Source organism: Devosia sp., from assembly GCF_017744655.1.
Classification (GTDB): Bacteria; Pseudomonadota; Alphaproteobacteria; order Rhizobiales; family Devosiaceae; genus Devosia.
Window position 1 is genome coordinate 1 of sequence record NZ_JAGIAW010000012.1, and the last position, 25,558, is coordinate 25,558.

The window sequence follows — 25,558 nt, forward strand, 5'->3', positions numbered from 1 at the left end:
CCGCCAAAAACAAAGGAGAAACCTAGACCCTTGACCACAGCAACCGACCCAAAACAAAACTAACAGGCGGGTCACTTCTCAATGGAAAACCCGGGTCACTTCTCGGCGGAAATCAACAGCTTGGTTGATTCAACCACGCAGGTCTCGTCTTGAGTCTGGGCCCTGCGGTGGTGTGGACCAAAACGACGGGCCACCCCCGGCGACTAGGAACGGTTGTACAAGATGGTCAGAAGACCCTTCTGGAGCTTGATGCAGATTCTGCTGATTTGCCTGGCGTCAGTGTCGTGTATCCAAGCAGCGTCGCGGGACAGCGCTTGGAGTGGCAGGGCGACATCGAGGAGGCACTGCATCCGGCGCTGATGCCGTTGGTTCCTCCAATACGAAATGACAACCTTCAATACCGCATCGGCGCCGATCGACTTGGTCTACGGCGGGAAACGCCAAGCAAAGAGTGGCGCTTACTGACGGCAATCGGTCATGGTTCAATCGGCCATTTGGATGTCTTCGTTTCCGATGGCGAAGCCAGCCGATGGTATGACCGTGACGCACCAGCAGCGCCGGTCGATTTAAGAACCAGCGACCTGGTTCACCTCGCTACGCAGACTCTCGACAACCCGTTGGACCCGATTCCGCTCCGAGAACTCCTCAAGATCGTTGGGCAAGCGCCCTCCCCAGGCGGAGCAATGCCAAAGCTGCTACATCGCATGGTGTGGCCCGAGACTGGCCAACCGGTAGACGCGCTGATCAAGTTCGAGAAGGCCGGCCCGGGCAAGTACCAGGACATTCTTGTCCTTGAGGACTGGGCATACGGAGTTCATGAGCGTTTCGGCCTACCAGTGCCTGCCCGCGTCTTGCTCCATGATGACTATGGCAATCAGATCCTCGCCACGACGCGTTTTGACCGAATAGAGGGACGTCCTGTGCCGTGCGAATCCCTGTACGGCGCTCTCAAAATCCTGAACCGCAAGATTTTCGAAACACCGTTCACCGACGCATTCAAGACGGAACCAAATTTCTTGCAGGTGTCTCAGGCACTCATGTCGCCGCGGACCGGCATGAGTGCAGATCCAGGCGCAGACGGGGCGTCGATGTTTTCACGCATCGTGCTCTCGTTTTTGATCTGCAACGGCGACCTGCACTTGAAGAACACCTCAATTCTGGGTGGTCGGGGCCAAGCTAGATTGTCGCCGGTCTACGACCCAGCCCCCATGCGCCTTTACGGCTCTGGCGATGATAACCTGACGGCCATTAGCTTTGGAGGATTGCGGTTCTTCAGGTCGAAAATCCCGGAGGGGTTTGGTGCTAAGCTGGCAGAGCTGGGTACGCACTTTGGCTTGCGTCCGTCTCGTGCCAAAAGCGTCATTTCAGATGCTTTGGAATTAACAGCGCGCGCTACCGAGGAAATCGCGATGGCAGGTGCGGCCGAGAACATTGTTTTGGCTTTCGGCCAGCTGCAAGGGCCAGTTCGTGAAGAGCTGAAGGCTGCAGTTTTGAGAAACACACACGCTGGCGCTTGAGTGTTCTCGACGTCGCGCGACCCGAGCCTGCGGTTGAAGCGTGAACGAGAGTAACTCAAGGGATGCTTGATGGCGCCTCCCGACCCCGTTGCGGTCATTAGGCGCATTGTGTCCTTTGGCGAAAAGCAGACACGCGTGACGTGTCTCGTGATCAGAGAGATCCGCGTATTCTGGTGTTCTCATTCAGGCGCCTAGGAGCCCAAGCTACAATCTCGAACCACTTGTATAGGCTCGATGGCAAAATGCTCAGGGGCCTTACGGCCCTCGATGCGCTCGAGCAAAAGCCGGGTGGCCTGCATCCCTTGGAGCTGGCCTGGCTGGCCGACGCTCGTCAGGCTATGTTGGGGTAGCGCGCAATAATGGGTATTGTCGTATCCGACAAATGCAACGTCCTCGGACACCGATAGCCCCAGCTCCTTAGCAACGCCAATAACCTCGAAGGCGACATAATCGGTCCAGCAGAACACAGCGCGCGGCCGGCGCCGCCCGCTGAGAAGCCGAAGGGGCAGTGCTTCGGATGTCGGTGGCGTCCATGGCGGCGCTGACGACTTGGACATTCTTGCACATCCCCAGCTTTGCCATCTCCTCCCGGTATCCGAGTTCGCGATGGACTACGGTGACGCCTTCCGCGCCGATTGACACGTTCAAGGCATCATCGCCTAGCCGATCACGCTCCGGATGGTGTCCACCGGCAGTTCGTGAAACGTCTGAGTGTAATAGGCGGCAAAACGGCCGAGGTGGAAGAAGCCGTTCTCCATGGCAATCTGGGCAACGCCCTTGCGTGCTTCTTCGGGCTTGAGCAGGGCGCGGCGGACTCGGTCGAGGCGGTGCTGACGCAGCCAGACAAGCGGGCTGACCCCAACCGCCTGCATAAAGGCTGATCGCACGACGTGTTCCGGCAGGTCAATGGCCTGGGCGAGTTCGGTAACGGTCAGCTGGCTTTGCGATCTCGCCGCGATGATACGGCGAGCCTTTCGCACCACTGCATGTGCATAGCTTTCCGTCAGGGACTTGCGGTTGGTGCTGGACAGGAACGTGCAAAGGTCCGAAATCCGGTCGATGATGTGTTCAGGCAGTGCCGCACCCAGTTCGCGTGGCGATCTTTGCAGGTTTTCGGGCGCCACGGACATGATGGACGTGATCCAGGCGCCAAGCTCGTAAGCTCCGGGATAGGCTTCAATACTGCAGAGCGGTCCAGTCTTGCGCTTGTCGAGCGTTGGCAAGTCGTGTTCGTCTAGCGTGACGTAATAGCCTTGGGTATTCGGTGCGGTGAGCACATTGATTTCATGCCCACCCAGATGCAGGAAGCCGGGACCCTCGCGCCTGTTTCCATTGATGCGACTGTCCTCGGCCGGCGCCGGGAGCACGAGAACGACCTTGCCGCGCGGTGGGGCCGTGACCTCCGCCACACTGACATTCAGGCGTTCCTCGCTGATGCTGACGCGGCCAAAGTCGAGGCGCGTCACTGTACCTTCGAAGCGGCCGGAGCTGATCTGCGTGTAGCGCTGATCCCAGCCGATAAGGCCATGTTCCTGCTCTGAGGCGTCCGCGAAGGCGGAAATTGAAAAGGATGGTAGGGCGGGCATCGTTTTTAACCTTCGTTAGGCGAGTCCTAGCCGCCGCATAAAAATGGAGCAACAACATTTTATGCGCAAAAAATGAGCAAAACTATTTTCGGATTCGGATTTCCGTGATCGGCGCTAGCTGATGATCTGCCACCTCCACGAGATTGGAGATGGCAATGGCCAACAGATTTTCGCTTTTGACCTGCTCGGCCGTGCTGGCGCTACAGCTGGCGGTGCCAAACCTAGCTCAGGCGCAGGAAGAGCCCTTTGTTCCCGAAACTCTTACGGCCAAGGAAATGGTCGACCCTGGCCCCAAGGTGTTCGTCAACGTTCAGAACTGGGGCGGCGGGCCGAGCGTCGTGCGCTTTTACTCAGCGGACGATCTGCGTGTGGTCGGAACTGCCGACGCGGGCGCGCAGAGTCATTTCGCGATCTCAGCTGATGGCAAGACGGTCTATATCGTCTCGGGCTACTATAGCCGCCTCAGCTCAGGCACTGCCGAGCACGTATTGCGCATCTTCGATACCGATACGGCAAGCCTCACCAAGGAAGTCCAGCTTCCGGTCAAGGTGTCCCAATATACAGACGATGCATCGCTGATGCAGCTTAGTGCCGACGAGAAGTACCTCTACGTCCAGAACGCGACGCCCGCGACATCAGTGACGGTGGTCGATCTTGAAAAGGGCGAAGTGGTGCAGGAGGTCCCGTCTCCAGGCTGCTTCGGCATTTATCCGAGCCTGAAGGGCCATGCCTATTCCACCATTTGCGGCGACGGCACGTTCACGACAATGACGCTGAGCGCCGATGGCGCGACGTTCGAATCCCAAAAGAGCGACACGATCTTCGATCCCGAAGAAGACCCCATCTACCTGTCATTTGATCGTGCAGGTGCCGACCTGCTTTTCATTTCCTACAAGGGCGTCGTCCATCGCCTGTCCGATGCCGGGGGTATCATCAAGGCGGTATCGGCCACGCCGATTGCCGAGAGTGTCGAGGGCGATTGGGGGACATCGGGCTATACCGTCGTCAGCTATAACGAGCCGAACGGAATTCTCTTTGTTCCAATGGCATCCGGTCGGCATGATGGCTCGCATTACCATGATGCCGAGGAAATCTGGGCCTACGACCTAGAGAATAAGAAACTGCTTTACCGCACGCCGGTCGAGGGCATCACATCCGTCATCACCACGGATGAAGAGGTGCCAACCCTGTTCGGCCTTGATATCGGCGGCGGCAAGGTCGTCAAGTTCGAGGTGGATCCGGAGGCCAAGTTTGCCGCAAAGCCGGTCGCCGAAAACGCCACCAAGGGCTTCACCACGACCTTGGCGGCACGGCAATGAGCGGCGCCAGTCTCAACTCCCTCGTTGCTGCCGGTCTTACCGCCTTCATCAGCCTGATCTTCGCGCGGGCGGCCTGGCACAAGTTGGAAGAATTCACCGAATTCACCGGATTTGTCGCGGACTACAAGCTTTTGCCCGAGCGGCTCGTCATTCCCGCGTCCTGGGCCATTGTCGGCGTCGAACTCGCTGTCGTCGTGGTTCAATTGCTGCCGCAGGGCAGGGTGTTCGGGCTCGGTCTAGCCTTTTTCATGCTGGTTGCCTATGCCTCGGCTATGGCCGTCAACCTCAGTAGAGGCCGCTTCACCATTGAGTGTGGTTGCGGTGGAGCTGCCCAGCCATTGTCATGGTCGCTGGTCGGCCGCAATACGGCGCTTTCCGCGCTGGGACTGGCAGCGATCCTCCTCCCGCTTGGCCCGATGAGTGCGCCCGATGCAATGGCGGCCATCGCTTCCGGCTTCGCACTCTGGATGGGGTTCCTCCTCATCGAGCAAATCCTCGCCAATGCTTCAACCGCCCGGCTCACGCGCTGACGCCGCTTCGGAGACCAACGTCATGACACTCGTCTATTTCGCAATCGCCGTGCTTTTCGTGCTCGTGGTGGCGCTGACAATCGGGCTGCTCGCCCTCGGCCGGCAGGTGGGCATCCTTTTTGATCGCGTTTCGCCCATGGGCGCACTCGTCAACGATTCCGGTCCGGAAGTGGGCCAGATGACCCCACTCTTCAGCCTTGCCAGCCTCACCGGTGGCACCGTCAATATTGGGCCCAAGCCAGGCAAGGCGACGCTGGTCTTCTTCCTGTCGCCGACTTGCCCGGTTTGTAAAAAACTATTGCCAATCATCGACTCCGTTCGCAAAGCGGAATCGCGCTGGCTCGATGTGGTTCTCGCCAGCGATGGCCAGAAGGCGCAACACGAGCGCTTTATCGAAACGGCCAAGCTCGGAGACTATCCCTACGTGGTCTCGACCGAATTGGGTCTCGCCTATCGCGTCGCGCGCCTGCCCTATGCCGTGCTTTTCGATCAGCACGGGACCATTCGCGCCAAGGGCCTGATCAACAGCCGCGAGCAGTTCGACAGCCTCTTCAACGCCTATGACATGAAGGTCGCCTCGATCCAGTCCTATATCGATCAGCAGCCAGCGGTTCAGCACTAGTTCCCGAACGCATTTAGGAGAGCCGCCATGGCTAAACTCTTGGAAAATTTCTTCACCTGGATGGATGGAGCGGCCGAAACGAGGGCCCGAAACATCGCCCATCGCGCTGGGCGCCGCAGCTTCCTGCAAAAGGCCGGCTGGGCGCTGGTCGGCGGCGTGGTCCTGCCGATGCTGCCCTATGACAATTCAAATGGCGTCGCCTATGCACGAGGTCTCGGCGAGCCTGATGAGCTGCCCGAAGACTGTGAATACTGGCGGTATTGCTCGCTGCATGGTTCGCTTTGCAGCCAGTGCGGCGGATCGGTCACGCAGTGTCCGCCGGGTACCCAGCCGTCAAAGGTTGCCTGGGTCGGCACCTGCCGCAACCCCAATGACGACAAGGATTACCTCGTTTCCTACAACGACTGCTGTGGCAAGGGCGGCGGTTGTGGCGAAGGCTGCTCGCGCCAGGAAGGCGACCGCCCTGGCTATCTGATGGGGCTTGCGAGCGAGTCGAGCTGGTGCCAGGCCAATGATAACAAGGGCATTCACTGCACCGTCGCTATCGTCGTGGGTCTTGCCGAATGAGGCTTGCGCATATTTCCCTCCTGTTGCTGACGCTCTCCGGAGCGCCAGCAACTGCCGACGAGACCGGCAAGGCCCTCTTTGTCGACAGTTGCAGCGGCTGCCACCAACTTGAGGGCGCAGGCCAGGCAGGCCTTGCACCGCCCCTGACCGACAAGGCGCTATGGTCGGGCTTGGGACCGCGCAGTTCCGATTATATCGCTGGTGTCATGATCGGCGGGTTGACAGGCACCATCACCGCCGGCGGACAAAAGTTCATCGGTCTTGCCATGCCGCCGCAGGATTGGATGACCGATGAAGAACTCAAGGCGGTAGCGGATTACGTCCTTAACGATCTCAATGGCCTGACACTCGAGGTCTCAGACGAGACCCTTGCGGCGGCACGTCAATCGCCGCCCTCCCATGCCGATCTTCGCGCCATCCGCAAGGAGGCTATCCAATGATCGGGCGCGTCATCCTGTCGGTTCTTTTGCTTTCGACTGCGCCGGCACTGGCTGGCGAGCGCTCGGCGTCCGTCAACTACGTGCTGCGCTGCCTGGGATGTCATCTTCAGGACGGCACGGGTTTGCCTTCGGCGGGCATCCCTGACTTCGTGGGAAAGGTCGGCGTCTTCACGCACAACCCCGACACGAGACGCTATCTCCTGCATGTCCCTGGCGTCGTCAATTCCGGTCTCAGCGACAATGAATTGGCCGAACTGCTCAATTATATCATGGAAACCTTTGCCGGGGAGTCGTTGCCCGAAACGTACCAGCCATTTACGGCGGAAGAGGTCGCCGAGCTCATGAATGAAGACGTCGGCAATGTCGTATCCTATCGCCGGAAACTCGCTCATGATTTGAGCGCCCAAGGCTATCCCGTCGCCGACTACCCCTGGCCATAGAGACAACTTTGCAAAAGCTTCCATGGGCTTTGGAATGTTAGGGAGGGGCGACGATCGCTTCTCCGCCCTAGTTGCTGACCGAAAGTGCTTTTTCAGGTGCCGCAGAATATCTATGGCCACCATTTGCACGCAATCTGCACCATTCCTCGATGATTGCTGCACAAAGACCTGATGACTGAACCTTGGGCCGGATGCCGGTCGTGTTCATGAGCGTCTGGTTTAGTGATGTCCTCCTTCCGAATTGCAATTGTCTTGCCTGCCGTTTTGCTGGCGGGCTGCTCGAGCCTCACCACGCAATATGTCCGACCGGCACTGCCGAATACGTCGGCCTGGACCGATAGTGCAGGGATTTCCAACCCGGTCGCTGCCGTGCAGTGGTGGCGCAGCTTTGGTGATCCCAAACTCGACCAGCTTGTCGAGACGGTTCTTGCCAACAACAACGATCTGTTCGCGGCGAACCTGCGCGTGCGCAAGGCGCTGTTGCAGGCGGATCTGGCTGGGGTTGCAAGGCTTCCTCAATTGAGCGGGACGGGGAATGCGCAAGGCAATGTGCCGCTGACCGATACAAGCGCTGCCAGCAGCAATTTCAGTCTCGGACTGGGGGCGTCTTACGAGGTCGATCTCTGGGGCCGCTTGGTCAGCAGCAAGGATATGGCGGCGTTGCAAGCAGCCGCGTCAGCCGAGGATGTGGAGGCGGCGCGGACCACGGTCATCGCCTCGACCGTCGAGACCTATTGGCGCCTCGCTTATACGAACCAGGATCTGAGCGCAGCCCGCGCTTCGCTCGAGATTGCGCGTCAGGTCGAGGACCTCATCAAGAGCCAGACAGCAGCGGGTGCAGCCACTGAACTGGAACTGGCCGAGATACGGCAGACGGTCGAAAGCCAGGCCGCTTCGCTCTCCGATATCGAGCAGAACCGCGTCGTGCTGCGCAACGCGCTTGGTGTCTTGCTCAATGGGGTTGCCAATCCCGTAGCCGAGCCGCAGCAATTGCCGCGACGCACGCCGGTGCAGATCACCGCCGGTTTGCCGGCAGATCTGCTCGCGCGCCGTCCGGACCTGCGCGCTGCAGAATTGCGGCTGCGGGCGGCTTTGCGCAATGTCGACGGCACCAAAGCAAGCCTTTATCCGCAGATTACCCTGACCGGCAATCTCGGCTCGGCGAGTACCGACCTTCTCCAAATTCTCTCCAATCCAATTGCTACGCTTGGCGCCGGGCTTGCGCTGCCATTCCTCAATTTCCGGGATGGTGAATTGCGGGTGAAGGTCTCGGAGGTTGATTATCAGCTTGCCGTCACCGAATTCCGCTCGGCGCTGCTGACGGCCTTCAGTGACACGGGCACGGCGCTCAGCGCGCGCACGACTCTGAACCAGAAGTCGCAACGCTTAAGGGCTGCGCTCGAAGCCGCACAGTCGGCAGAAAAACTGACGGAAGAGCGTTACCGCGCCGGTTCTGTTGCCCTGCGGGTCTGGCTCGACGCACAGGAGCGAAGCCGGGCGGCAAATCGGGCGCTGTCGGCCAATCGGCTCGAGCAATTGGTCACCGAAGTCCAGATTTTTCGCGTGCTAGGCGGTTCACCTTCCGTCGCACTCCCAGCGGCACGCTGACCGCAGCACCCTGATTTCCGAGAAGCAAGATGATCTCTTCGAAATTTCGTTTCCTGCCGATAATCCTAATCGCAACAGCTCTTGCAGCCTGCTCAAGCTCGCAGCAGCAGACGGCTGCGACCACAGAAGAACAGGCGCCCCTTGTTTCAGTTGCCCAACTCGAAGCCAGTTCCATCACGGTCTGGGACGAACTGCCGGCGCGCGTTTCGGCTTTCCGCACTGCGGAGGTACGTGCGCAGGTCAGTGGTCTCGTCGTCAATCGGCTCTTCCAGGAGGGCACCGAAGTCAAAAAGGGACAGGCGCTCTTTGCGCTCGATTCCACGAGCTATGCGGCAGATGTCGCCAGCGCAGAGGCCACGCTCCAGAAGGCTCGTGCCGTCTTCGAGCAGACGACGGCAGAGTTCGAGCGCGCCGATGTGCTCAAGGCTAGCAACAATATCAGCGACCAAGCCTATGATCTTGCCAGTTCCCAGCGTGCGCAGGGCGCAGCCGATGTTGCCCAGGCCGAGGCCGCGCTCAAGAAGGCAAATCTCTCGCTTGACCTTGCGACGATCAAGGCGCCGATCGACGGGCAGATCGGAGCAGCAATGGTTGGCGAAGGCACACTCGCTGAAGCAACCAGCACGACAAGCCTTGCGACGATCCAGCAGATCGGCAGCGTCCATATCGATATTCGCCAGCCTGCTTCGCGTCTTGAGCATCTGCGCAGTCTTGCCAAAAGCGGCCAGCTCAAGGAACCGGGCACGATCCCGATCGAAATTCTTGCCGGCGAAGGCGAAGATGGTGTGATCGCGGCCAAGGCGCTTTTCTCCGACATCAGCGTCGATGAGGGCACCGGCAATGTGCGCCTGCGGGCTCAGGCCGAAAATGCCGACCGCCGGCTGTTGCCGGGCATGTATGTCAGGGCCCGCGTGCCCCGCGGCACCTATCCCGACGCTATCAGCGTGCCACAGCAGGCTGTCATTCGCGATACCTTGGGCATGCCCAGCGTTTTCGTGGTCGCCGACGGCACGGCAACGCCTGTGACCGTGACGCTGGGTGAGCTGGTCGAAGGCCGCTACATCGTGACGGGCGGTCTCAAGGCCGGCGACAGCATCGTCGTCGAGGGCCAGGACAAGCTTTCAACGGCAGGACCTGTTCGGACCATTCCTTTCGGCACCCAACCTGCTGCTGCGGCCCCGACGGCCGAGCCGGCCGCAACCCACTAGTTCAGGCGAACCAAATGCCCCAGTTTTTTATCGATCGCCCCGTCTTTGCGTGGGTGGTGGCTGCGTTCATCGTGTTGTTCGGCGTCATCGCCATCCCGCAGCTTCCCGTTGCGCGTTTTCCTTCCATCGCGCCGCCAAGCGTCAGTGTCTCGGCAAGCTATCCCGGTGCCTCGGCGCAGACCGTCAATGAGGGTGTCGTTATCCCGATCGAGCGCGAGCTCACCGGCGTCAAGAATCTGCTCTTTTTCGGCTCTTCGGCCGATAGCACCGGCGGCGCCAATATCACGCTGACATTCGCCCCGGGAACCGACCCCGAGCTGGCGATGGTGGATGTTCAGAACCGTTTGAAGGGCGTTGAACCGCGCTTGCCGGCCTTGGTGCGCCAGAGCGGTCTGACCGTTGAATCTGCAACATCGGGCTTCCTGGCGATCGTTACCCTCACCTCGGAGGGCAAACGCTTCTCCGCGCTCGATCTTGAGGATTATCTCGCCAAATACATCGTCCCCGAACTCAAGCGCATCAAGGGCGTGGGTCGGCTGCAGTCTTTCGGCACCGAAAAAGCCATGCGCATCTGGGTCGATCCCCTGAAGCTCGAAATGTTGGGCCTCAGCTTTGCTGATGTCACCGCGGCCATCCAGGGGCAGAACCTCCAGATCGCGCCGGGGCAACTTGGCTCAGGCCCGACCGTGCCGGGGCAGACCATCACCGTACCCCTGACCGTGCGCAGCGATCTCACGACGACCGACGAATTTGGCAGGATTGCCATCAAGGGCGAGCGCAACGGCGCCACAGTCCTGCTGAGCGATGTCGCGCGCGTTGAAATCGGCGCTCAGACCACCGGCTTTTCCATGCAGCAGAATGGCAACCAGGCAACCGGCGCCGCCATTCAGCTCTCGCCCGGCGCAAATGCCGTTGCGACGGCCGATGCCGTCAAGGCGCGCCTCGCCGAACTCAAGCTGTCAATGCCTGAAGGCATGTCCTATGCGCTTCCCTTCGACACCTCCCCTTTCATCAAGGTGTCGATCGAGAAGGTGATCTATACCCTGCTCGAGGCCATGGCGCTCGTCTTTGCGGTCATGTTCGTATTCCTGCAGAACGTCCGCTACACGCTCATCCCGGCCATCGTTGCGCCGGTGGCGCTGCTTGGTACGTTCGCGGTCATGCAGTTGACGGGCTATTCGATCAACGTGCTCACCATGTTCGGCATGGTCCTGGCGATCGGCATCATCGTCGACGATGCCATTGTCGTAGTTGAAAACGTCGAGCGCATCATGGCGACCGAAGGTCTCTCACCCAGGGACGCCACTCGAAAAGCGATGAAGGAAATTACGGGTGCAGTGATCGGCATTACTGCTGTGCTTGTCGCCGTCTTCATTCCCATGGGTCTTGCCAGCGGTTCGGTGGGCGCCATCTATCGCCAGTTCACCCTGTCGATGTCGGTGTCGATCCTCTTCTCTGCGTTCCTCGCCCTCACACTGACCCCAGCGCTCTGCGCAACGATCCTCAAGCCTGTCGACCATCATAAGAAGAAGTGGCCGCCCTTCGCGCTCTTTGACAAGGGTGTCGACAAGGTCACGCGTGGCTATGGCAGGACCGTCGGCGGCCTCCTGCGCCGTGGCGGACGAATGATGGCGCTCTATGCGGTTCTCGTCGGTGCCCTCGTTTTCTGGTTCCCGCAGATCCCATCCGCTTTCATGCCCGACGAAGACCAGGGCAATTACACAGTGTCGATCACGTTGCCGGCCGGAGCGACGCAGGAGCGTACCGATAAGGTGACGAGCCTATTCAATACCGAGGTATTGAAACGCGAGGCGACACAGGAAAACCTCCTGATCAACGGCTTCAGCTTCATGGGGTCGGGGTCGAATGCAGCCATGGCCTTCGTGACACTCAAGGATTGGAAAGACCGTGCCCATCTGCCAGCCAGTGAAGAAGTCGCTGCCATGACGGCGGCTATGGCCGATATTCCCGAGGGGTCGGTCATGGTGTCGCTGCCGGCGCCAATTGAAGAACTCGGTGGCGGGTCGGGCTTCAGCTTCGTGCTGCAGGATCGTGGCGGCAAGGGGCTCGACGCGCTCACCGCAGCCCAGAACCAGTTACTGGCTCTTGCCGGCAAGTCGACCAAGCTCGCAAGCCTTTATCAAAACAGCCTGCCCAATGGTCCCAATGTCGAGCTCGAGATCGACCGCAACAAGGCACACGCCCTCGGCGTCGCGTTCCAGTCGATCAGCGATACGCTCGCGACGGCTATCACTTCGAGTTATGTGGGTGACTTTTCCAATGGCGGTAAACTGCAACAGGTTATCGTCCAGGCAGATGCGCGCTATCGCATGAATGTCGACGATGTACTGAAGCTCTTCGTGCGTAACGACAAGGGCGGCATGGTCTCGCTGAGCGAAGTCGTGACGGCCAAGTGGAATAGTGCCCCCGCGCAGATTTCCCGGCACAACGGCTATCTCGCCAATTCCCTTCAGGGTGAGGGTGCGCCGGGAGTGGCCAATGGCGATGCCATGGCTGAGGTCGAACGTCTCGTCCAGCAATTGCCGGAAGGCTTTGGCATCGAATGGACCGGCGAGTCACTGCAGGAGCGTCAGTCGGGTGCGCAGATGCCCATGCTGATCGCAATTTCGATGCTGGTGGTCTTCCTGGTCCTTGCCGCGCTTTACGAGAGCTGGACCGTGCCGCTGTCGGTCATGATGATGGTGCCACTTGGGATCATCGGTTCGGTCGCTGCGGTGCAACTGGGTGGACAGTCTAATGACGTCTTCTTCAAGGTCGGCCTCATCACCGTTATTGGGCTTTCTGCCAAGAACGCCATCCTCATCGTCGAATTCGCCAAGGCAAAGCTTGCCGAAGGATGGGCATTGCGTGATGCGATCGTCGAGGCCGGGCGGCTGCGCATCAGGCCGATCGTCATGACCTCGCTTGCCTTCGCCCTCGGGGTCACGCCCCTCGTTCATGCCCATGGCGCCAGCGCCGAAACCCAGAAAGCCCTCGGAACCGGCGTCCTGGGTGGCGTCATTGCGGCCACGATCTTCGCGCTGATCTTCGTGCCGGTATTCTACTTCGTCGTGATGTCGATCTTCGGCCGCAAGCGGAAGACCGCCTCCGAAACTGCCGACCTCCCACCTGCGAGTTCCACCCATGCATGACCTCGACGACTTCGCAGACTACGAGGCCTCGGCCCAGCAGCACACGCCCTGGCGGCGTGTGCTCGCTCTCTTCCGTCCCCATATCAGGGCGCTTCTGATCGTCCTTGGCCTCATCGTCATCGCCGGCATAGCGGGGGCAACGGCACCGTTCATGATGCGCGGCATTATCGACGATGCTCTGCCGGCCCGCAATGCCACGCTCCTGGTCTGGCTCTGCAGCGGTCTTATCGGCATTGCCGTGTTGTCGGCCATCGCGGGCGTATTGCAGGCCTATGTGTCGACCCATATCGGCCAGCAGCTCATGCATGAATTGCGCGTGAGGCTCTATGAGCACCTGCAATCGCTCTCTCTCGCCTTTTTCGCTACCGCGCGAACCGGCGAGGTGCAATCGCGCATGTCGAGCGACATTGCCGGGCTCCAATCGCTGTTCACCAATACCGCGACGGACGTCGCCCGCAATGTCAGCGTCGTGCTGACAACCGTCGTCGCCATGGTGCTCCTCGACTGGCGCCTGGCGCTTGCCTCGCTCGGCTTTATGCCGATCCTGCTCTGGCTCAACAACCGCGTTGCGGCACTGCGCGAGCGCATCACGTTCGAGCAACAGGAGCGGATTGCCGACATGTCGGCAACGGTCACGGAATCACTCTCAGCCGGCGGGTTCATTCTCGGTCGCACCATGGGCCGGGCCCATCACCTCGTCCGCCTTTTCCGCCAGACGTCATCGGATGTCGCGCGGCTGGAACTCCGGTCCCACACGGCCGGGCAGTGGGAAATCGCCATCATCATGTTTGCGCTCGACATCCTGCCGGCGCTGACCTTTCTCATCGGCGGGCTGATGCTGGCCCAGGGTTTTGGTGTCTCGATAGGTACCCTGGTCGCGCTGATCGCACTGCAGGAGCAGTTGCTCTGGCCCATGCTCGAATTGTTCGAGGCCCGCGTCGAACTGCGCAAGGCGCGCGCCTTGCTGACACGGGTTTTCGCCACCCTGGACACCAAGCCAACGCTGGTCGAGCCCGCAAATCCCGTTGAAGTCGACGCAAAAGCCGCTCGCGGAGAAATCGTCTTCGAAGACGTCTCCTTCTCCTATCCGGCGTCCGAGCGGCAGACCCTTGATCACGTTGCCTTTCGTATACCGGCCGGCACGCACACCGCCATCGTGGGAAGCACGGGCTCGGGCAAGAGCACGCTGGGCTATCTGCTGGCGCGTCTTTACGATCCCGACAGCGGGCGGGTGACGCTGGATGGTATCGACCTCAGGGATTTCAGCTTTGAAACCCTCTCCCACATCCTCGGCGTCGTCACGCAGGATCCGTTCCTCCTCAATGCCAGCATCGAAGAGAACCTGCGGTTCGCCAAGCCCGATGCCTCTGCGGACGAAATCGGGGAAGCACTCAAACTGGCACAGCTTTGGGAAAAGGTCGCCACCTTGCCCAAGGGCACTGCGACCGAGGTTGGGGAACGCGGCTATCAGTTTTCCGGCGGCGAGCGGCAAAGGCTGTCGCTGGCTCGGACCATCCTGCGCAATCCCCGCGTCCTTTTGCTCGACGAAGCCACAAGCGCCCTCGACCCGCAGACCGAAAATGCTCTATCGGCAGCGCTTGCCTCGCGTCACAATCGTACGGTGGTGTCGATCGCTCATCGTCTTTCGACCGTACGCCATGCGGACCAGATTGTAGTCTTGGAAGAAGGACGCATCGTCGAAATGGGAAGCCATGATCAGCTCATTGCCGCGAATGGGCGCTATCGCCAACTGGCCACGATCGGCTGACCTCATGTCCTCGCAAATTGGATCGACGCCATGACCAATCAGCTCATTCTCATCATCGAAGACGACATCGAAATCGTCCGCATCCTGCAGGCCTATTTCGAGCGCGACGGCTATCGCACCGTCAGCGCTACCGATCCACTCATAGGCCTGTCGCACCACCAGCGCCTCAAGCCAGATCTTGTGGTTCTGGATGTCAAGATGCCGAAGATGGATGGCTTCGAAACGCTGGCTGCCTTGCGCAATGTCGATGACACACCCGTCATCATGGTCACGGCCCTGGCCGAAGATCTCGACAAGCTCCAGGCGCTGCGGCTTGGCGCCGACGATTATGTGGTCAAGCCGTTCAACCCTTTGGAAGTCGTGGCGCGCGCACGCGCCATTCTGCGGCGCAGCCAAGGTGGCCGGTCGACTTCGGTCCTGCGGCTCGGGCCGCTCAGCATAGATAGCGACGCCATGACCGTCCATGTCGGCACCGGCATTTTGGGACTCACGCGCACCGAGTATCGACTTCTCGAACATATGGCCCGCTCCCCCAACCGTGTTTTCGAGCGCAGCGAACTGATAGATGCTTGCCTGCCCGAAGGCGAGGCTATGAACCGCACTGTCGATAGCCATATGAGCAACCTCCGGCGCAAGCTTGGCGCTGCAGGATTGCCCGATCTGATCACCGGCATCCGCGGCGTTGGCTATCGTCTGGATACGCCAAATGGCTAGACAGGTCGGGACTGCGCTGCAGATCGTCTTAATCGCCATAGCGCTCGCCGTCGCTGGCGCTCTCGTCGCTTATCTCGGCTTTCCGACCTATTTCGACCTCGTCCAGCGCCTCTTTCCGCAGGTCTCGGAAACAGAGACTTTCTGGTCGTGGATCGATTGGAGCTATTTGCTGCTGACGCTGGCGATCGTTCTTCCCATCGCCGCCTTTGGAGGCGTCTGGCTTTCCCGGCGGATTGTTGTGCCTCTCCTTGAAGTCGCACGCGCCATTCGGGCCGTCGCTGCCGGCGATCTCAGCGCTCGCGCCAATCCCCACATCAAGGGCTTTGGCGAATCTGCCAGGCTCGTCGAGGATTTTAACGCCATGGCCGAACGCCTCGAACGCGCCGAAGCTGAACTCCGATACTCAAATTCTGCCGCGGCCCACGAATTGCGGACGCCTTTGACCATTCTCAAGGGCCGCTTGCAGGGTGTCGCCGATGGCGTTTTTACCCTCGATGACGATCTGGTTTCGCTGCTGATCGGTCAGGTCGACGGCATGACACGGATCGTTGAGGACCTGCGCACGCTTGGCCTATTCAATGCGGGTACGCTCGAACTCTCTGTGATCGATACGGACCTTGCAGCCATCGTGCATGCCGCGACCAATCTTTCCGCCGATGCGCTGCGCACAAAATCGATCACCCTTCATCTCGACCTCGAACCAGCGCCCGTTGCTGCCGATCCTGCAAGACTCCACCAAGTCGTACTGGCTCTCATCGACAACGCCATGCGTTACGCTCCTGGTAAGCCCTTATCCATCTCAACAAAGGTGGAGCATGGACATGCCGTGTTGACCGTCACCGACAGTGGTCGGGGCCTGTCGCCCGAAGCACTGAGGAATGCATTCGAGCCCTTCTGGCGGGACGAGGAGTCGAGAGCGCGCGACAAGGGCGGCAGTGGCTTGGGGCTGTCAGTCGTCAGAGCCATTGCCCATGCCCATGACGGCCAAGTGCGCAGTGAGAATCTACCCGGTCATGGCGCGCGCTTCACGGTCACTTTGCCGGCGCCAAAGGCTAGGTTCACAATGGAAAATGGCTTTGTATAGTCTGCAGATTGATCGGTTGGCTCTAAGACGGTTTCAAGCAAGCGATGCGGAAGCGCTGTTTGCTTATCTAAAAGCGCCCACTGCCAGCTGCTTCTTTTCGCTGAAGCTCGCTGACCTCACCGCCGCTAGAGAAGAGGCGGTTAAACGCTCAGAGGGCGAGGAGTTCATCGCGGTCTGTCTAAAAGCATCCGGCCAGCTTATCGGAGATCTGTTTGTCCATCCGGATCCAAAGTGGCCAGAAGGCGCGGATGAAAGGCCAGACACGGCTTCCATCGGATGGAATTTCAATCCAAATTTTGGCGGGCAGGGCTATGCATTGGAGGCCGCACGTGCCTTGTGCGCCGACCTCTTTGCCAATCAAGGCATGCGGCGCCTCTATGCCTATGTCGAAGACCACAATACGCCTTCGCGGCGGCTATGTGAGAAACTGGGCATGCGGGCGGAGGGCGTCTTTCTCGAGTATGTGACCTTTCAAGACGACGCGGACGGCAATCCGATCTACGAGAACACGATGCAATACGCGATCCTCCGACACGAATGGGATCGACCTAACGCGGCCTGAAACGTCCGCTTCTACCCAACCGGAATCAAAGGCAGACGGCCGGCTTCCACCCCGATGACGCCGGTCTCCTGCCGGACCCCATTCCAAACATTGGCGCGTTGGCGAAAACACCCTGAAACCGGACCTTCCTCAGGCGTTATGACGGTCAGCAGCAACCGCCTGCGTCGCCGGACGATGCGCAGCATGAGGTCGCGACCGCCTTATCAGCGCGATGACGCGGCTTGCAGATCGCAGCGCGAACCCCAAGCGTCAACACAGCCCGATTGGAGGTGATCGACAGGTTCGCCACGTCGAAAACACGCATCGATTCGCCCGGCTGCCCGATCTCGATTGTCAGGCGAGCGTCGTGGTCGAGACGCACCTTCTTGTCGACCCGGGCCAGGATCGCCGCGAGCTTTCCGGCGGTCATCTGTGGCTTTCCTTCAGACGGAATGTCTTCCACCTGCAGCACCGTCTCCTGCCAGGCGTCGGGATTGCCGCCGCAATCAAGGGTCACGAAAGAACCGGCCTTCACCTCGGTGACATGGTAGCCCGACTGTACCTCCCGGCCGCCGTAAATGATCGCCAGGGTCTTCTCGCTGTGGTCTGCGAGCCCCGCGAGGATGGCGCCAAGCGTGGATTCCACTTCGATATACGGGGCAGTTGCGTGCGCCTTCATGTTGGGCTATCCATTGTTTCAACATTCATTGAGATATTGAGATGAAACTCGAAGAATCGCAAGCCCTGAACGCATTCGGCGCCCTCAGCCAGGAAACCCGGCTGAGAATGGTGCGCGTCCTGGTGCAGGCAGGGCCCGAGGGCATGGCGGCAGGCGCCGTCGGCGAGGCCGTTGATGCTTCCTCGTCTAGCGCCTCGTTCCATCTTGCCCACCTGGAGCGCGCTGGCCTGATCCAGTCCCGGCGCGAAAGCCGATCAATCATCTACAGCGCCAATTTCGAGGGCCTCGCGGGTCTGGTCGAGTTCCTCATGCGCGACTGCTGCTCGGGCCATCCGGAAGTCTGCCTGCCCGCCGCGAGCGTCGCCGCTGAATGCTGCACCCCTGCCAACGCCAAGGAGACCGCCTGTGCCTGCTGATCACGTCTACAACGTCCTGTTCCTGTGCACCGGAAACTCTGCCCGCTCGATCCTGGGCGAGGCCCTGATCAATCACGTCGGCAATGGTCGTTTCCGCGGCTTTTCTGCCGGATCGATGCCTAAGGGCGAAGTCCATCCGCTGACCTTGCAGACCCTGCGGAATGCAGGCATTTCCATTGACGGCCTGCGGTCCAAGCCCTGGGACGAATTTGCTACCGCCGACGCCCCGAAGATGGATTTCGTCTTTACAGTCTGCGACAACGCCGCCGGCGAAGCCTGCCCTGTCTGGCCCGGCCAGCCCATGACAGCACACTGGGGTATCGAAGACCCCGCCGCGGTCGCAGGCCCCTATTTCAAGCAGCAGGCAGCTTTCGAAGACGCGCTGACCTATCTCCGCAATCGCGTGGCCGCCTTCATGAGCCTGCCGCTCGAAAGCATCGACCGCATGGCGCTGACTTCCAAGCTCCGCGGTATCGGCGCCATGGAAGGCAGCACCTCGAAGTCCGCCGGGGCCGCATGATCGACTTATCCCGCCGCCTGGCAGCCGAAACACTCGGTACCGGGCTTCTGGTCGCGACAGTCGTGGGTTCCGGCATCATGGCCGAGACCCTCACCACCGATGTCGCGCTGGCATTACTCGCCAATACCATCGCCACCGGCGCCATTCTCGTCGTGCTGATCAGCACGCTTGGGCCGATTTCTGGTGCGCATTTCAACCCGGCCGTGACCGCGGTGTTCGCCTTGCGGCGCGAGCTGCCGTGGCGTGATGCCGGCACCTATGTCATCGCCCAGATCGTTGGTGGAACCCTGGGGTCATTCGTAGCCCACGCCATGTTCGCCCAGCCCATTCTCCAGCTCTCGGGCAAGGTTCGCACCGGCGAAGCGCAATGGCTCTCCGAAGGGGTGGCAACCTTCGGTCTTGTGGCAGTGATCCTGGCGGGCATTCGGTTCGAGCGCAAATCGGTGCCGATGCTCGTTGGCCTCTACATTACCGCGGCCTACTGGTTCACGGCGTCGACGTCCTTCGCAAACCCTGCGGTCGCGATCGCTCGTGCCTTCAGCGACACCTTCGCCGGCATTCGTCCGATCGATCTGATCGGTTTTATCCCAGCCCAACTCGTCGGGGCGTTGTTGGCAGCAGCCTTGATGTCCTGGCTGCTCGCCGGCATTGGCGGCAGCAATCTCCCCATCAATCCAGAGGATCGCTCGTGAGCGTTACAATCTATCACAACCCCAGCTGCGGCACGTCTCGCAACACGCTCGACATGATCCGGCAGTCCGGCGTAGAGCCGACTGTCATCGAGTATCTTGTGACGCCACCAGATCGCGCCAGGGTCATCAAGATCATTGCCGATGCGGGGCTGACAGTGCGTCAGGCGCTGCGCCAGAAGGACACTCCATTTGACGCTCTGGCTCTCGGAGATCCGGATAAGTCCGACGACGAGCTACTCGACGCGATCGGTCAGCACCCGGTTTTGCTCAATCGTCCATTCGTCGTGACGCCCTTGGGCACCAAACTCTGCCGACCATCTGAAGTGGTCCTCGATATCCTCGAAAACCCCAATATCGGCCCCTTCACCAAGGAGGATGGCGAGGTCGTTATCGACGCCGAAGGAAAGCGTATTGTCTGATCTACCCAATATCGTGCCGGCCGCTTTCGAAGTACCGGACTTTACCCGCCTTGTTCCCTCAGCACCCACGCACAAGCCGCGCATCTTGATGTTGTACGGTTCTCTGCGGGAGCGGTCGTACTCGAGATTGCTGACCTTCGAGGCGCAGCATCTCCTTGAGAGCTTCGGCGCCGAGGTGCGCATTTTCCACGCCAACGGGCTGCCGCTACCGAATGATGCTCCCGATGATCACCCCAAGGTCCAGGAGCTCCGTGAAGCCATGCTGTGGTCCGAGGGCCAGGTTTGGACCAGTCCTGAGCGCCATGGCGCCATGTCAGCGGTTCTGAAATCTCAGATCGACTGGATTCCGCTGCCTGGCGGCGCCATCCGGCCGACGCAGGGGCGCACACTGGCGCTGATGCAGGTCTCCGGCGGGTCGCAGAGCTTCAATGCTCTCAACCAGATGCGCATCCTCGGCCGCTGGATGCGGATGGTCACCATCCCCAATCAGTCCAGCGTCGCCAAGGCGTGGCAGGAATTCGATGAAGCCGGCAGGATGAAGCCGTCGAGCTACTATGACCGCGTCGTCGACGTGATGGAGGAGCTGGTCAAATTCACCCTGATCAATCGCAGCGTCGCGGGCTACCTCACGTCTCGGTACAGCGAGCGCAAGGAAGAGGCGGTCAAACTCGAAGAGCGGGTCAGCCTCAAGGCGATCTGATGAAGGAAACCTCAGTGATACCAGGTCGAGCAATCCAGTCTTTGTAATCAGACCGTCATTTCACGCTGGCTAATAGCCCGAAATCCCAGGAGAGAGTCGGCCTCCGCCGCTCTTAGCATCATGACAGACTTAGCTGCTCCGGCGCCCGTCTCGGGAAAATCCTGGTTCATAACCGGGCTCGGCGTAGCTCAGATCGCCTCCTGGGGTTCGCTCTACTATTCGTTTCCCCTCATTGCGACAGCGATGGAAACAGACCTCGGTTGGGACAAGACCCTGATCTACGGATCCGCCACTCTGGGTGCGCTTCTGTCCGCCATGCTCGCGATCCCGATCGGCCAGGCAATCGACCGGGGGCAGGGGAGGCTGGTCATGGCCGGGGCGTCGGTGCTCGCCGGCCTGCTGCTGGTGCTTTGGGCGCTCACCGACAACATCGTCCTGTTCTATATCGGATCGGCCGGCGTGGGTGCACTCCAGGCAGCAACCCTATATGAGCCAGCCTTCGCCGTCGTCGCGCGCAGGGCAGGGCCTCTCCATGCTCGCAATGGCATCACCGCGCTGACATTGTGGGGTGGGTTCGCCAGCACTGTCTTCGTGCCGGTGGTTCAGATCCTGCTCGACCAATTCGGCTGGCGTGGCGCGCTCGAGGTTCTGGCCGCCGTCAACATTCTCCTCTGTGCGACGGTCTATTTCTCTGTCATCGATCCATCCCAGGACGCGCCGCGACCGGCGCCGGCTGCGGAACAGGCGTCCAGGTCGCATCTCAGCGAAGCATTGAAGAACCCCGTGTTCTGGTGGCTCGCCATATCGTTCACAGCCTACACGGCCAGCTTCTCGGCTTTGCTGCTGCACTTTTACCCGATGATGCTCGAGCGCGGCTTCAGCGAATACGCTGTTGTCGCGGCCATGACGATTATCGGCCCAGCGCAGGTGGCAGGGCGCATCTTCGTCATGGCCTTTGGCAAACAGGCGTCCGGACGACGGATCGGCTCTATAGTGGTGATCGGGTTTCCAGTCGCAATGGCGATGTTCGCATGGGCGCCGGCGGAAATCCTCATCGTTGGTGCCGCAGCTCTGGTGTACGGCGCTTCCAATGGAATCATGACGATCGTTCGTGGCATCGCCATTCCCGAAATGGTCAGCCGAGAGAGCTACGGCGCGATCAATGGAGCGCTGGTCGTGCCGATGACGGTTTCCAGAGCGCTGGCTCCGCTGGGCGCAGCGGCTCTCTGGAGCGCTACCGGCAACTATGCCGGCACCATGACATGTGTGGTGGCGCTGTCCGTGTTGATGGTGATCGCATTCTGGCTCGCTACAGCCACCACATCGAAGCTCAGGGAAAGTTGACAGCACTCAGGGCGATGTACGTGGTCTACAGAGGGACGTCGCTCAATGTGATGTAGTCTAGCGGTGGGGGGCTCAACCGCGATTGTGTCGTGAAGTCTACGTTTATCGTGAGATTCCGACCCCATCTCGGTCATTCTCGTAGGAATTCCGATTGCCCGAAAGCCGCCGCTCTAAATTCGGGCCTCTGCGGTATTAGTGCGCCAGGCGATTTACGCCACAGGGCGGACCAGAACATGGGGTGCGATTTTCTTCCGAGGTGCTGACGCTCGGATGCTTCCGCGACCCTTCCGAACGATCGGAACGTGTTCGATCTGGACGAAACATTTTTCTGCCTACCAACGTTGCTGCCTCGTTTGGTCAGGGCGGTAGTGGTGTTGTCGTTACTTCAGGTTTTTAATGCATTCACGCCGAAGGATCGCGGGTCGCAAAAGGTGGCGCGGGACATCGCTTTTGGAAATGAGCCTCGCCAACAGCTGGATATATACGCCCCTCGCGACGTCTCGAAACCATTGCCGGTCGTATTCTTCATCTATGGAGGCTCATGGAGCGACGGCGACCGCCACAACTACGATTTCGTTGGCAGAGCGATAGCGGCCCTCGGCTACGTCACCGTAATCGCGGACTATCGATTGTTGCCTGAGGTTGAATATCCCAGCTTCCTCGACGATGGCCTCACGGCGATGAAGTGGGTGACCGCAAACATCTCGGACTATGGGGGAGACCCCTCGAACCGCCCTGATGGGGCATTCTGCCGGAGCCTATAATGCGGTGATGCTGGCCCTTCACCCAAGCTATCGTATCACGTCAAAGCCAAGCGACCGCATTCGGTGTGTCGTCGGACTATCGGGCCCCTATGACTTCTACCCATTCGATGGAAAAATCAGCCGACGCACATTTGGCGGGGTGATTGATCCCCAGGATACGCAGCCCGTTCAGCACGTGACAAACGCAGCGCCATCCATGCTGTTGGGGACGGGCGATAAGGATCGGCTGGTCTATCCGCGGAACACCGTGGCGCTGTCCAATCTGCTGCGCCTAGCCGGCGTACAAGTGGATGAAATCCACTATTCCGAGCTCGGACATGCTCAGACCTTGCTGGCGCTGAGCCGCCCGGGTCGGCACGTCGCGCCAGTCCTGTCCGATGTTGCGGCGTTTTTGGCCCTACACCTTGCCTAATGCTAGTTTTGGTCAATCCAAGGGGGCGTATTTGGCGGCTTCGGCCTGCCGCCCAAACAAATAGGCCCGACGCAATGCGCCGGGCCGAAATGAAATTTTCTAAGTGTGCATAGTCAGTATGCAGATGTAACGCACTGGCATAGGTCGGGTTGCCCAATTGGCGCGCCACTCATAGCTATTTCCTGAGAAATTCGATCAGCCTCGAGTTGAATTCGACGTCGTGGCTGACATTGCAGCCGTGAGGCGCCCCTGCAAGGATATGGAGTTCACTTCCAGCAATTGCCTTGTGTGTACGGCTGCCTGAGCCTTCGAGAGGCACAATGGCATCTGCGTCACCATGCAGCACTAGTGTGGGGATGTTGATGGCCTTCAGGTCATCGCGGAAATCGGTGGTGCCGAAGGCTTCCATGCACCCCAAGGCTGCGGTCTGGTCAGACTGATGACACAGCGCAATGGCCTTCTGGCGATCCTCTTCGGAGACTTTCAAGACGCCGTTTGCCGAGAAGAAGTTCGTGGTGAAGCCATCAAAGAACTTGGTGCGGTCGGCCTTGAGGCTATCGGACATTTCGTTAGCGGCCTCCTTGGTCAACGGCCCCTCCGGATTGTCCGGGCCCTTCATCAGGTAAGGCGGTATGGCGGCGGCAAAGACTATCGAATGCAACCGATCCTGACCGAACTTTGGAATGTAACGCGCAACCTCGCCGCCACCCATCGAGAAGCCGACCAGCGTCACATTCTTCAGATCTTTCTGGTCAAGAATGGCTGACAGATCTGCCGCCAGGGTATCGTAATCGAACCCATCACTGGGTTTGTCTGACTGTCCAAACCCTCGCCGGTCATAGGTGATGGGTCGGAAGCCCGCCCCTGTGAGTGCCGGAATCTGCTTTTCCCAAGCCTCTCCCGATAGTGGCCAGCCGTGGATCAGAACAACAGGGCGACCTGAGCCGCCAAAATCTTCGATATGCAAACCAACATTCTCAGCCATTTCGGGCTCCCAAGATCAAACACCTAAAGTCCCAACGGGTGGTCCCAGCGTCAGTTCCGGAGTGCCGCCAGTACAAAAAAGAAAAGCGCCGCGGTGTTCCGCGGCGCTTGCGTTCAAACTTGTGAGTTCAGGCCAGGAATGGTGTCGCGGCGGCGAGCACGGCACTCTTGCTCATGGGCTTGTCGAAGGCGCCAGACCATCCGAACTTGAGCCCAATACGACGCACTTCAGAGGCGTGGCGCGCTTCCACCGAATGGATCTGCAGGGCCACAGTCAGGACCTCCTTCGAACCCATCAGGTTGCCCGCCTGGCCCTTGTAGGCGGCGACGCCGAGATCTTCGAAAGTCTGGCTAAGAGTGAGGAAGGTGTCGAAGTTCTCCCAGACGTCGGCATACTTGCCGCCGGCGGTAAAATCGACTCCGGGGGCTGCGACAGCCGCCGATCCAAGCACACCCTTCAGCAGCTTCACGTGGGCAGTCTCGTGGCCACCAATGGTGCGGAAGACGCTGCGATATTCCGACGGGATGACGCCGGACTTGTTGCCCTGATCGTAGAAGGCGGCCTCAAGATATTCCAGCGTCAGCGCAAAATTGAGCACGTCGGTAATCTGCTGGGGCAAGCCTTGTCCAAACGCCTGATTGGACGCGAGCGCAAGCACCAGTGGCGCGCTGGTCAGTACGCCGGCCGCCTTGGCATAGCGGGTGAAGATGTCGCGGCGGTTGGCGACAATCGTGTCGGCAAGTTCTGGCTCGATGGTGGAGAGGATGCTGTGTTCCTGGGTCATTTGTTCTCTCCTCACGGCAGGGTTGCGGCGGTGACTTCGGTGACGATGAACGGCGCCGCCTTGGGCAGCACCTGAGACGGCAGCAGGGCCTTGTCGAGGCCCTTGTGGTCGACATTGCCGCGACCGGCGGCTTCGGCGCTGAACGGTCTCAACAGGTCGGCAATGGCTGCGGCATGGCGCGCCTCAACCGAGACGATCGATCCTGCAGCCACAAGATAATCGGGATTGGAGATGAGCTGGCCGGCACCATTGTAGGCGGCGACGCCAAGATTTTCGAAGACGTCCGCAGTGCCCAACACGCTGGCGCGGCTCGAGAAGTCGACGGCGGAGAAATCGACTTCGAGAGAAGGAATGGCCTGGCGGCCAAGGGCGCCCTTGAGAAAGTCGCGATGGGCGATCTCGTGGTCACGTATCTGGACGAGAATGCGCTCGTCATTGACCTGCATACCACCAAAAGGATTTTGAAGCGCTTGCGTATAAAAGGCCGCTTCAAGCTGCTCCAGGGCATAGGCGTAGTTGAGGACGCCAATATCGCCATCGCCAAGCTCGGCGCCGAGAGCGGCTGAAATGCCAAAATTGGGAAGGAAGGCGCCAGCTACCGCAAGGGTGCCGGCAGCGCCGGTCCATTTCAGCAGGTGGCGCCGGGAAAGGCCGCGTGCACTTTGCATGATCTAGGTCTCCATTGGTGTGTGCAGTCACCTGGAGCTACGGGTCGGGCGGTTCTGGAAGTTTCGCTAATTATCTGCT

At 60.0% G+C, this 25,558-nt stretch carries 26 protein-coding genes and 1 pseudogene; 21 read left to right on the forward strand and 6 right to left on the reverse strand.

The window, feature by feature from the left end:
* Window positions 1-149: 149 nt before the first annotated feature.
* Window positions 150-1,517, forward strand: a complete 1,368-nt coding sequence (locus J7557_RS19115) for a type II toxin-antitoxin system HipA family toxin (RefSeq protein ID WP_291421638.1) — start codon at window positions 150-152, stop codon at window positions 1,515-1,517.
* Between the two features lie 191 nt (window positions 1,518-1,708).
* Here the strand turns inward: J7557_RS19115 and J7557_RS21525 are convergent, their stop codons facing one another.
* Both J7557_RS21525 and J7557_RS19120 read right to left on the reverse strand, forming a co-directional pair.
* Window positions 1,709-2,074, reverse strand: a complete 366-nt coding sequence (locus J7557_RS21525) for a substrate-binding domain-containing protein (protein ID WP_367272914.1) — start codon at window positions 2,072-2,074, stop codon at window positions 1,709-1,711.
* 102 nt (window positions 2,075-2,176) lie between these two features.
* Window positions 2,177-3,103, reverse strand: coding sequence for a helix-turn-helix domain-containing protein (locus J7557_RS19120; protein WP_291421640.1), 927 nt, complete (start codon window positions 3,101-3,103; stop codon window positions 2,177-2,179).
* A gap of 155 nt (window positions 3,104-3,258) precedes the next feature.
* Here J7557_RS19120 and J7557_RS19125 point away from each other — a divergent pair, with 155 nt between their 5' ends.
* From J7557_RS19125 to J7557_RS19185, 13 genes are all read left to right on the forward strand, one after another.
* Window positions 3,259-4,422, forward strand: coding sequence for an amine dehydrogenase large subunit (locus J7557_RS19125; protein ID WP_291421642.1), 1,164 nt, complete (start codon window positions 3,259-3,261; stop codon window positions 4,420-4,422).
* Entirely contained in the window at window positions 4,419-4,952 is a 534-nt protein-coding gene (locus tag J7557_RS19130) for a MauE/DoxX family redox-associated membrane protein (protein ID WP_291421644.1), read from the forward strand. The genes J7557_RS19125 and J7557_RS19130 overlap by 4 nt, the downstream gene beginning before the upstream one ends.
* Before the next feature lie 22 nt (window positions 4,953-4,974).
* Window positions 4,975-5,574: a methylamine dehydrogenase accessory protein MauD gene (gene mauD / locus J7557_RS19135; RefSeq protein WP_291421646.1), complete on the forward strand. Its 600-nt coding sequence runs from the start codon at window positions 4,975-4,977 to the stop codon at window positions 5,572-5,574.
* 27 nt (window positions 5,575-5,601) lie between these two features.
* The gene (locus J7557_RS19140; RefSeq protein ID WP_288430915.1) at window positions 5,602-6,141 is read left to right on the forward strand and encodes a methylamine dehydrogenase light chain; all 540 of its coding nucleotides are present in this window, start codon (window positions 5,602-5,604) and stop codon (window positions 6,139-6,141) included.
* Window positions 6,138-6,581: a cytochrome c gene (locus tag J7557_RS19145; protein ID WP_291421650.1), complete on the forward strand. Its 444-nt coding sequence runs from the start codon at window positions 6,138-6,140 to the stop codon at window positions 6,579-6,581. Before J7557_RS19140 ends, J7557_RS19145 begins: the two co-directional genes overlap by 4 nt.
* Complete coding sequence (locus J7557_RS19150; RefSeq protein WP_291421652.1) at window positions 6,578-7,021, forward strand: hypothetical protein; 444 nt, start codon at window positions 6,578-6,580, stop codon at window positions 7,019-7,021. Before J7557_RS19145 ends, J7557_RS19150 begins: the two co-directional genes overlap by 4 nt.
* A 252-nt stretch (window positions 7,022-7,273) precedes the next feature.
* Complete coding sequence (locus J7557_RS19155) at window positions 7,274-8,629, forward strand: efflux transporter outer membrane subunit (RefSeq protein WP_291421654.1); 1,356 nt, start codon at window positions 7,274-7,276, stop codon at window positions 8,627-8,629.
* Between the two features lie 29 nt (window positions 8,630-8,658).
* A complete protein-coding gene (locus J7557_RS19160) occupies window positions 8,659-9,837 on the forward strand; it encodes an efflux RND transporter periplasmic adaptor subunit (RefSeq protein ID WP_291421656.1) in 1,179 nt (392 codons plus the stop codon).
* Window positions 9,838-9,851: 14 nt separating this feature from the next.
* Complete coding sequence (locus J7557_RS19165; RefSeq protein ID WP_291421658.1) at window positions 9,852-12,989, forward strand: multidrug efflux RND transporter permease subunit; 3,138 nt, start codon at window positions 9,852-9,854, stop codon at window positions 12,987-12,989.
* Window positions 12,982-14,757 carry an ABC transporter ATP-binding protein gene (locus J7557_RS19170; RefSeq protein ID WP_291421660.1) on the forward strand — a complete coding sequence of 592 codons (1,776 nt, stop codon included), beginning with the start codon at window positions 12,982-12,984 and terminating at the stop codon, window positions 14,755-14,757. Before J7557_RS19165 ends, J7557_RS19170 begins: the two co-directional genes overlap by 8 nt.
* Before the next feature lie 30 nt (window positions 14,758-14,787).
* Window positions 14,788-15,471 carry a response regulator gene (locus J7557_RS19175; protein WP_291421662.1) on the forward strand — a complete coding sequence of 228 codons (684 nt, stop codon included), beginning with the start codon at window positions 14,788-14,790 and terminating at the stop codon, window positions 15,469-15,471.
* Window positions 15,464-16,555, forward strand: a complete 1,092-nt coding sequence (locus J7557_RS19180) for a HAMP domain-containing sensor histidine kinase (RefSeq protein ID WP_291421664.1) — start codon at window positions 15,464-15,466, stop codon at window positions 16,553-16,555. Before J7557_RS19175 ends, J7557_RS19180 begins: the two co-directional genes overlap by 8 nt.
* Window positions 16,542-17,117: a GNAT family N-acetyltransferase gene (locus tag J7557_RS19185; protein ID WP_367272915.1), complete on the forward strand. Its 576-nt coding sequence runs from the start codon at window positions 16,542-16,544 to the stop codon at window positions 17,115-17,117. The genes J7557_RS19180 and J7557_RS19185 overlap by 14 nt, the downstream gene beginning before the upstream one ends.
* A 145-nt stretch (window positions 17,118-17,262) precedes the next feature.
* Here the strand turns inward: J7557_RS19185 and J7557_RS19190 are convergent, their stop codons facing one another.
* Complete coding sequence (locus J7557_RS19190) at window positions 17,263-17,775, reverse strand: DUF6428 family protein (RefSeq protein WP_291421668.1); 513 nt, start codon at window positions 17,773-17,775, stop codon at window positions 17,263-17,265.
* A 41-nt stretch (window positions 17,776-17,816) separates the two neighbouring features.
* Between J7557_RS19190 and J7557_RS19195 the strand changes: the two genes are divergently transcribed.
* From J7557_RS19195 to J7557_RS21530, 7 genes and pseudogenes are all read left to right on the forward strand, one after another.
* Window positions 17,817-18,191 carry a helix-turn-helix transcriptional regulator gene (locus J7557_RS19195; RefSeq protein WP_291421670.1) on the forward strand — a complete coding sequence of 125 codons (375 nt, stop codon included), beginning with the start codon at window positions 17,817-17,819 and terminating at the stop codon, window positions 18,189-18,191.
* Entirely contained in the window at window positions 18,181-18,711 is a 531-nt protein-coding gene (locus J7557_RS19200; RefSeq protein WP_291421672.1) for an arsenate reductase ArsC, read from the forward strand. Before J7557_RS19195 ends, J7557_RS19200 begins: the two co-directional genes overlap by 11 nt.
* Window positions 18,708-19,403 (forward strand): MIP/aquaporin family protein, encoded by a 696-nt coding sequence (locus tag J7557_RS19205; RefSeq protein ID WP_291421674.1) that lies wholly within the window; start codon window positions 18,708-18,710, stop codon window positions 19,401-19,403. Before J7557_RS19200 ends, J7557_RS19205 begins: the two co-directional genes overlap by 4 nt.
* Window positions 19,400-19,822, forward strand: coding sequence for an arsenate reductase (glutaredoxin) (arsC, locus tag J7557_RS19210; RefSeq protein WP_291421676.1), 423 nt, complete (start codon window positions 19,400-19,402; stop codon window positions 19,820-19,822). The genes J7557_RS19205 and arsC overlap by 4 nt, the downstream gene beginning before the upstream one ends.
* Window positions 19,779-20,522, forward strand: coding sequence for an arsenical resistance protein ArsH (gene arsH / locus J7557_RS19215; RefSeq protein ID WP_291421677.1), 744 nt, complete (start codon window positions 19,779-19,781; stop codon window positions 20,520-20,522). The genes arsC and arsH overlap by 44 nt, the downstream gene beginning before the upstream one ends.
* A gap of 120 nt (window positions 20,523-20,642) precedes the next feature.
* Window positions 20,643-21,866 (forward strand): MFS transporter, encoded by a 1,224-nt coding sequence (locus J7557_RS19220; RefSeq protein WP_291421679.1) that lies wholly within the window; start codon window positions 20,643-20,645, stop codon window positions 21,864-21,866.
* Window positions 21,867-22,322: 456 nt separating this feature from the next.
* A pseudogene (locus J7557_RS21530) lies at window positions 22,323-23,042 on the forward strand (alpha/beta hydrolase); the annotation flags it as partial.
* 175 nt (window positions 23,043-23,217) lie between these two features.
* Here J7557_RS21530 and J7557_RS19235 read toward each other — a convergent pair.
* The 3 genes from J7557_RS19235 to J7557_RS19245 form a co-directional block, all read right to left on the reverse strand.
* Window positions 23,218-24,027: an alpha/beta hydrolase gene (locus tag J7557_RS19235; RefSeq protein ID WP_291421685.1), complete on the reverse strand. Its 810-nt coding sequence runs from the start codon at window positions 24,025-24,027 to the stop codon at window positions 23,218-23,220.
* A 127-nt stretch (window positions 24,028-24,154) separates the two neighbouring features.
* Window positions 24,155-24,811, reverse strand: coding sequence for a ferritin-like domain-containing protein (locus tag J7557_RS19240; RefSeq protein WP_291421687.1), 657 nt, complete (start codon window positions 24,809-24,811; stop codon window positions 24,155-24,157).
* A gap of 11 nt (window positions 24,812-24,822) precedes the next feature.
* The gene (locus J7557_RS19245) at window positions 24,823-25,479 is read right to left on the reverse strand and encodes a ferritin-like domain-containing protein (RefSeq protein WP_291421689.1); all 657 of its coding nucleotides are present in this window, start codon (window positions 25,477-25,479) and stop codon (window positions 24,823-24,825) included.
* Window positions 25,480-25,558 lie beyond the last annotated feature (79 nt).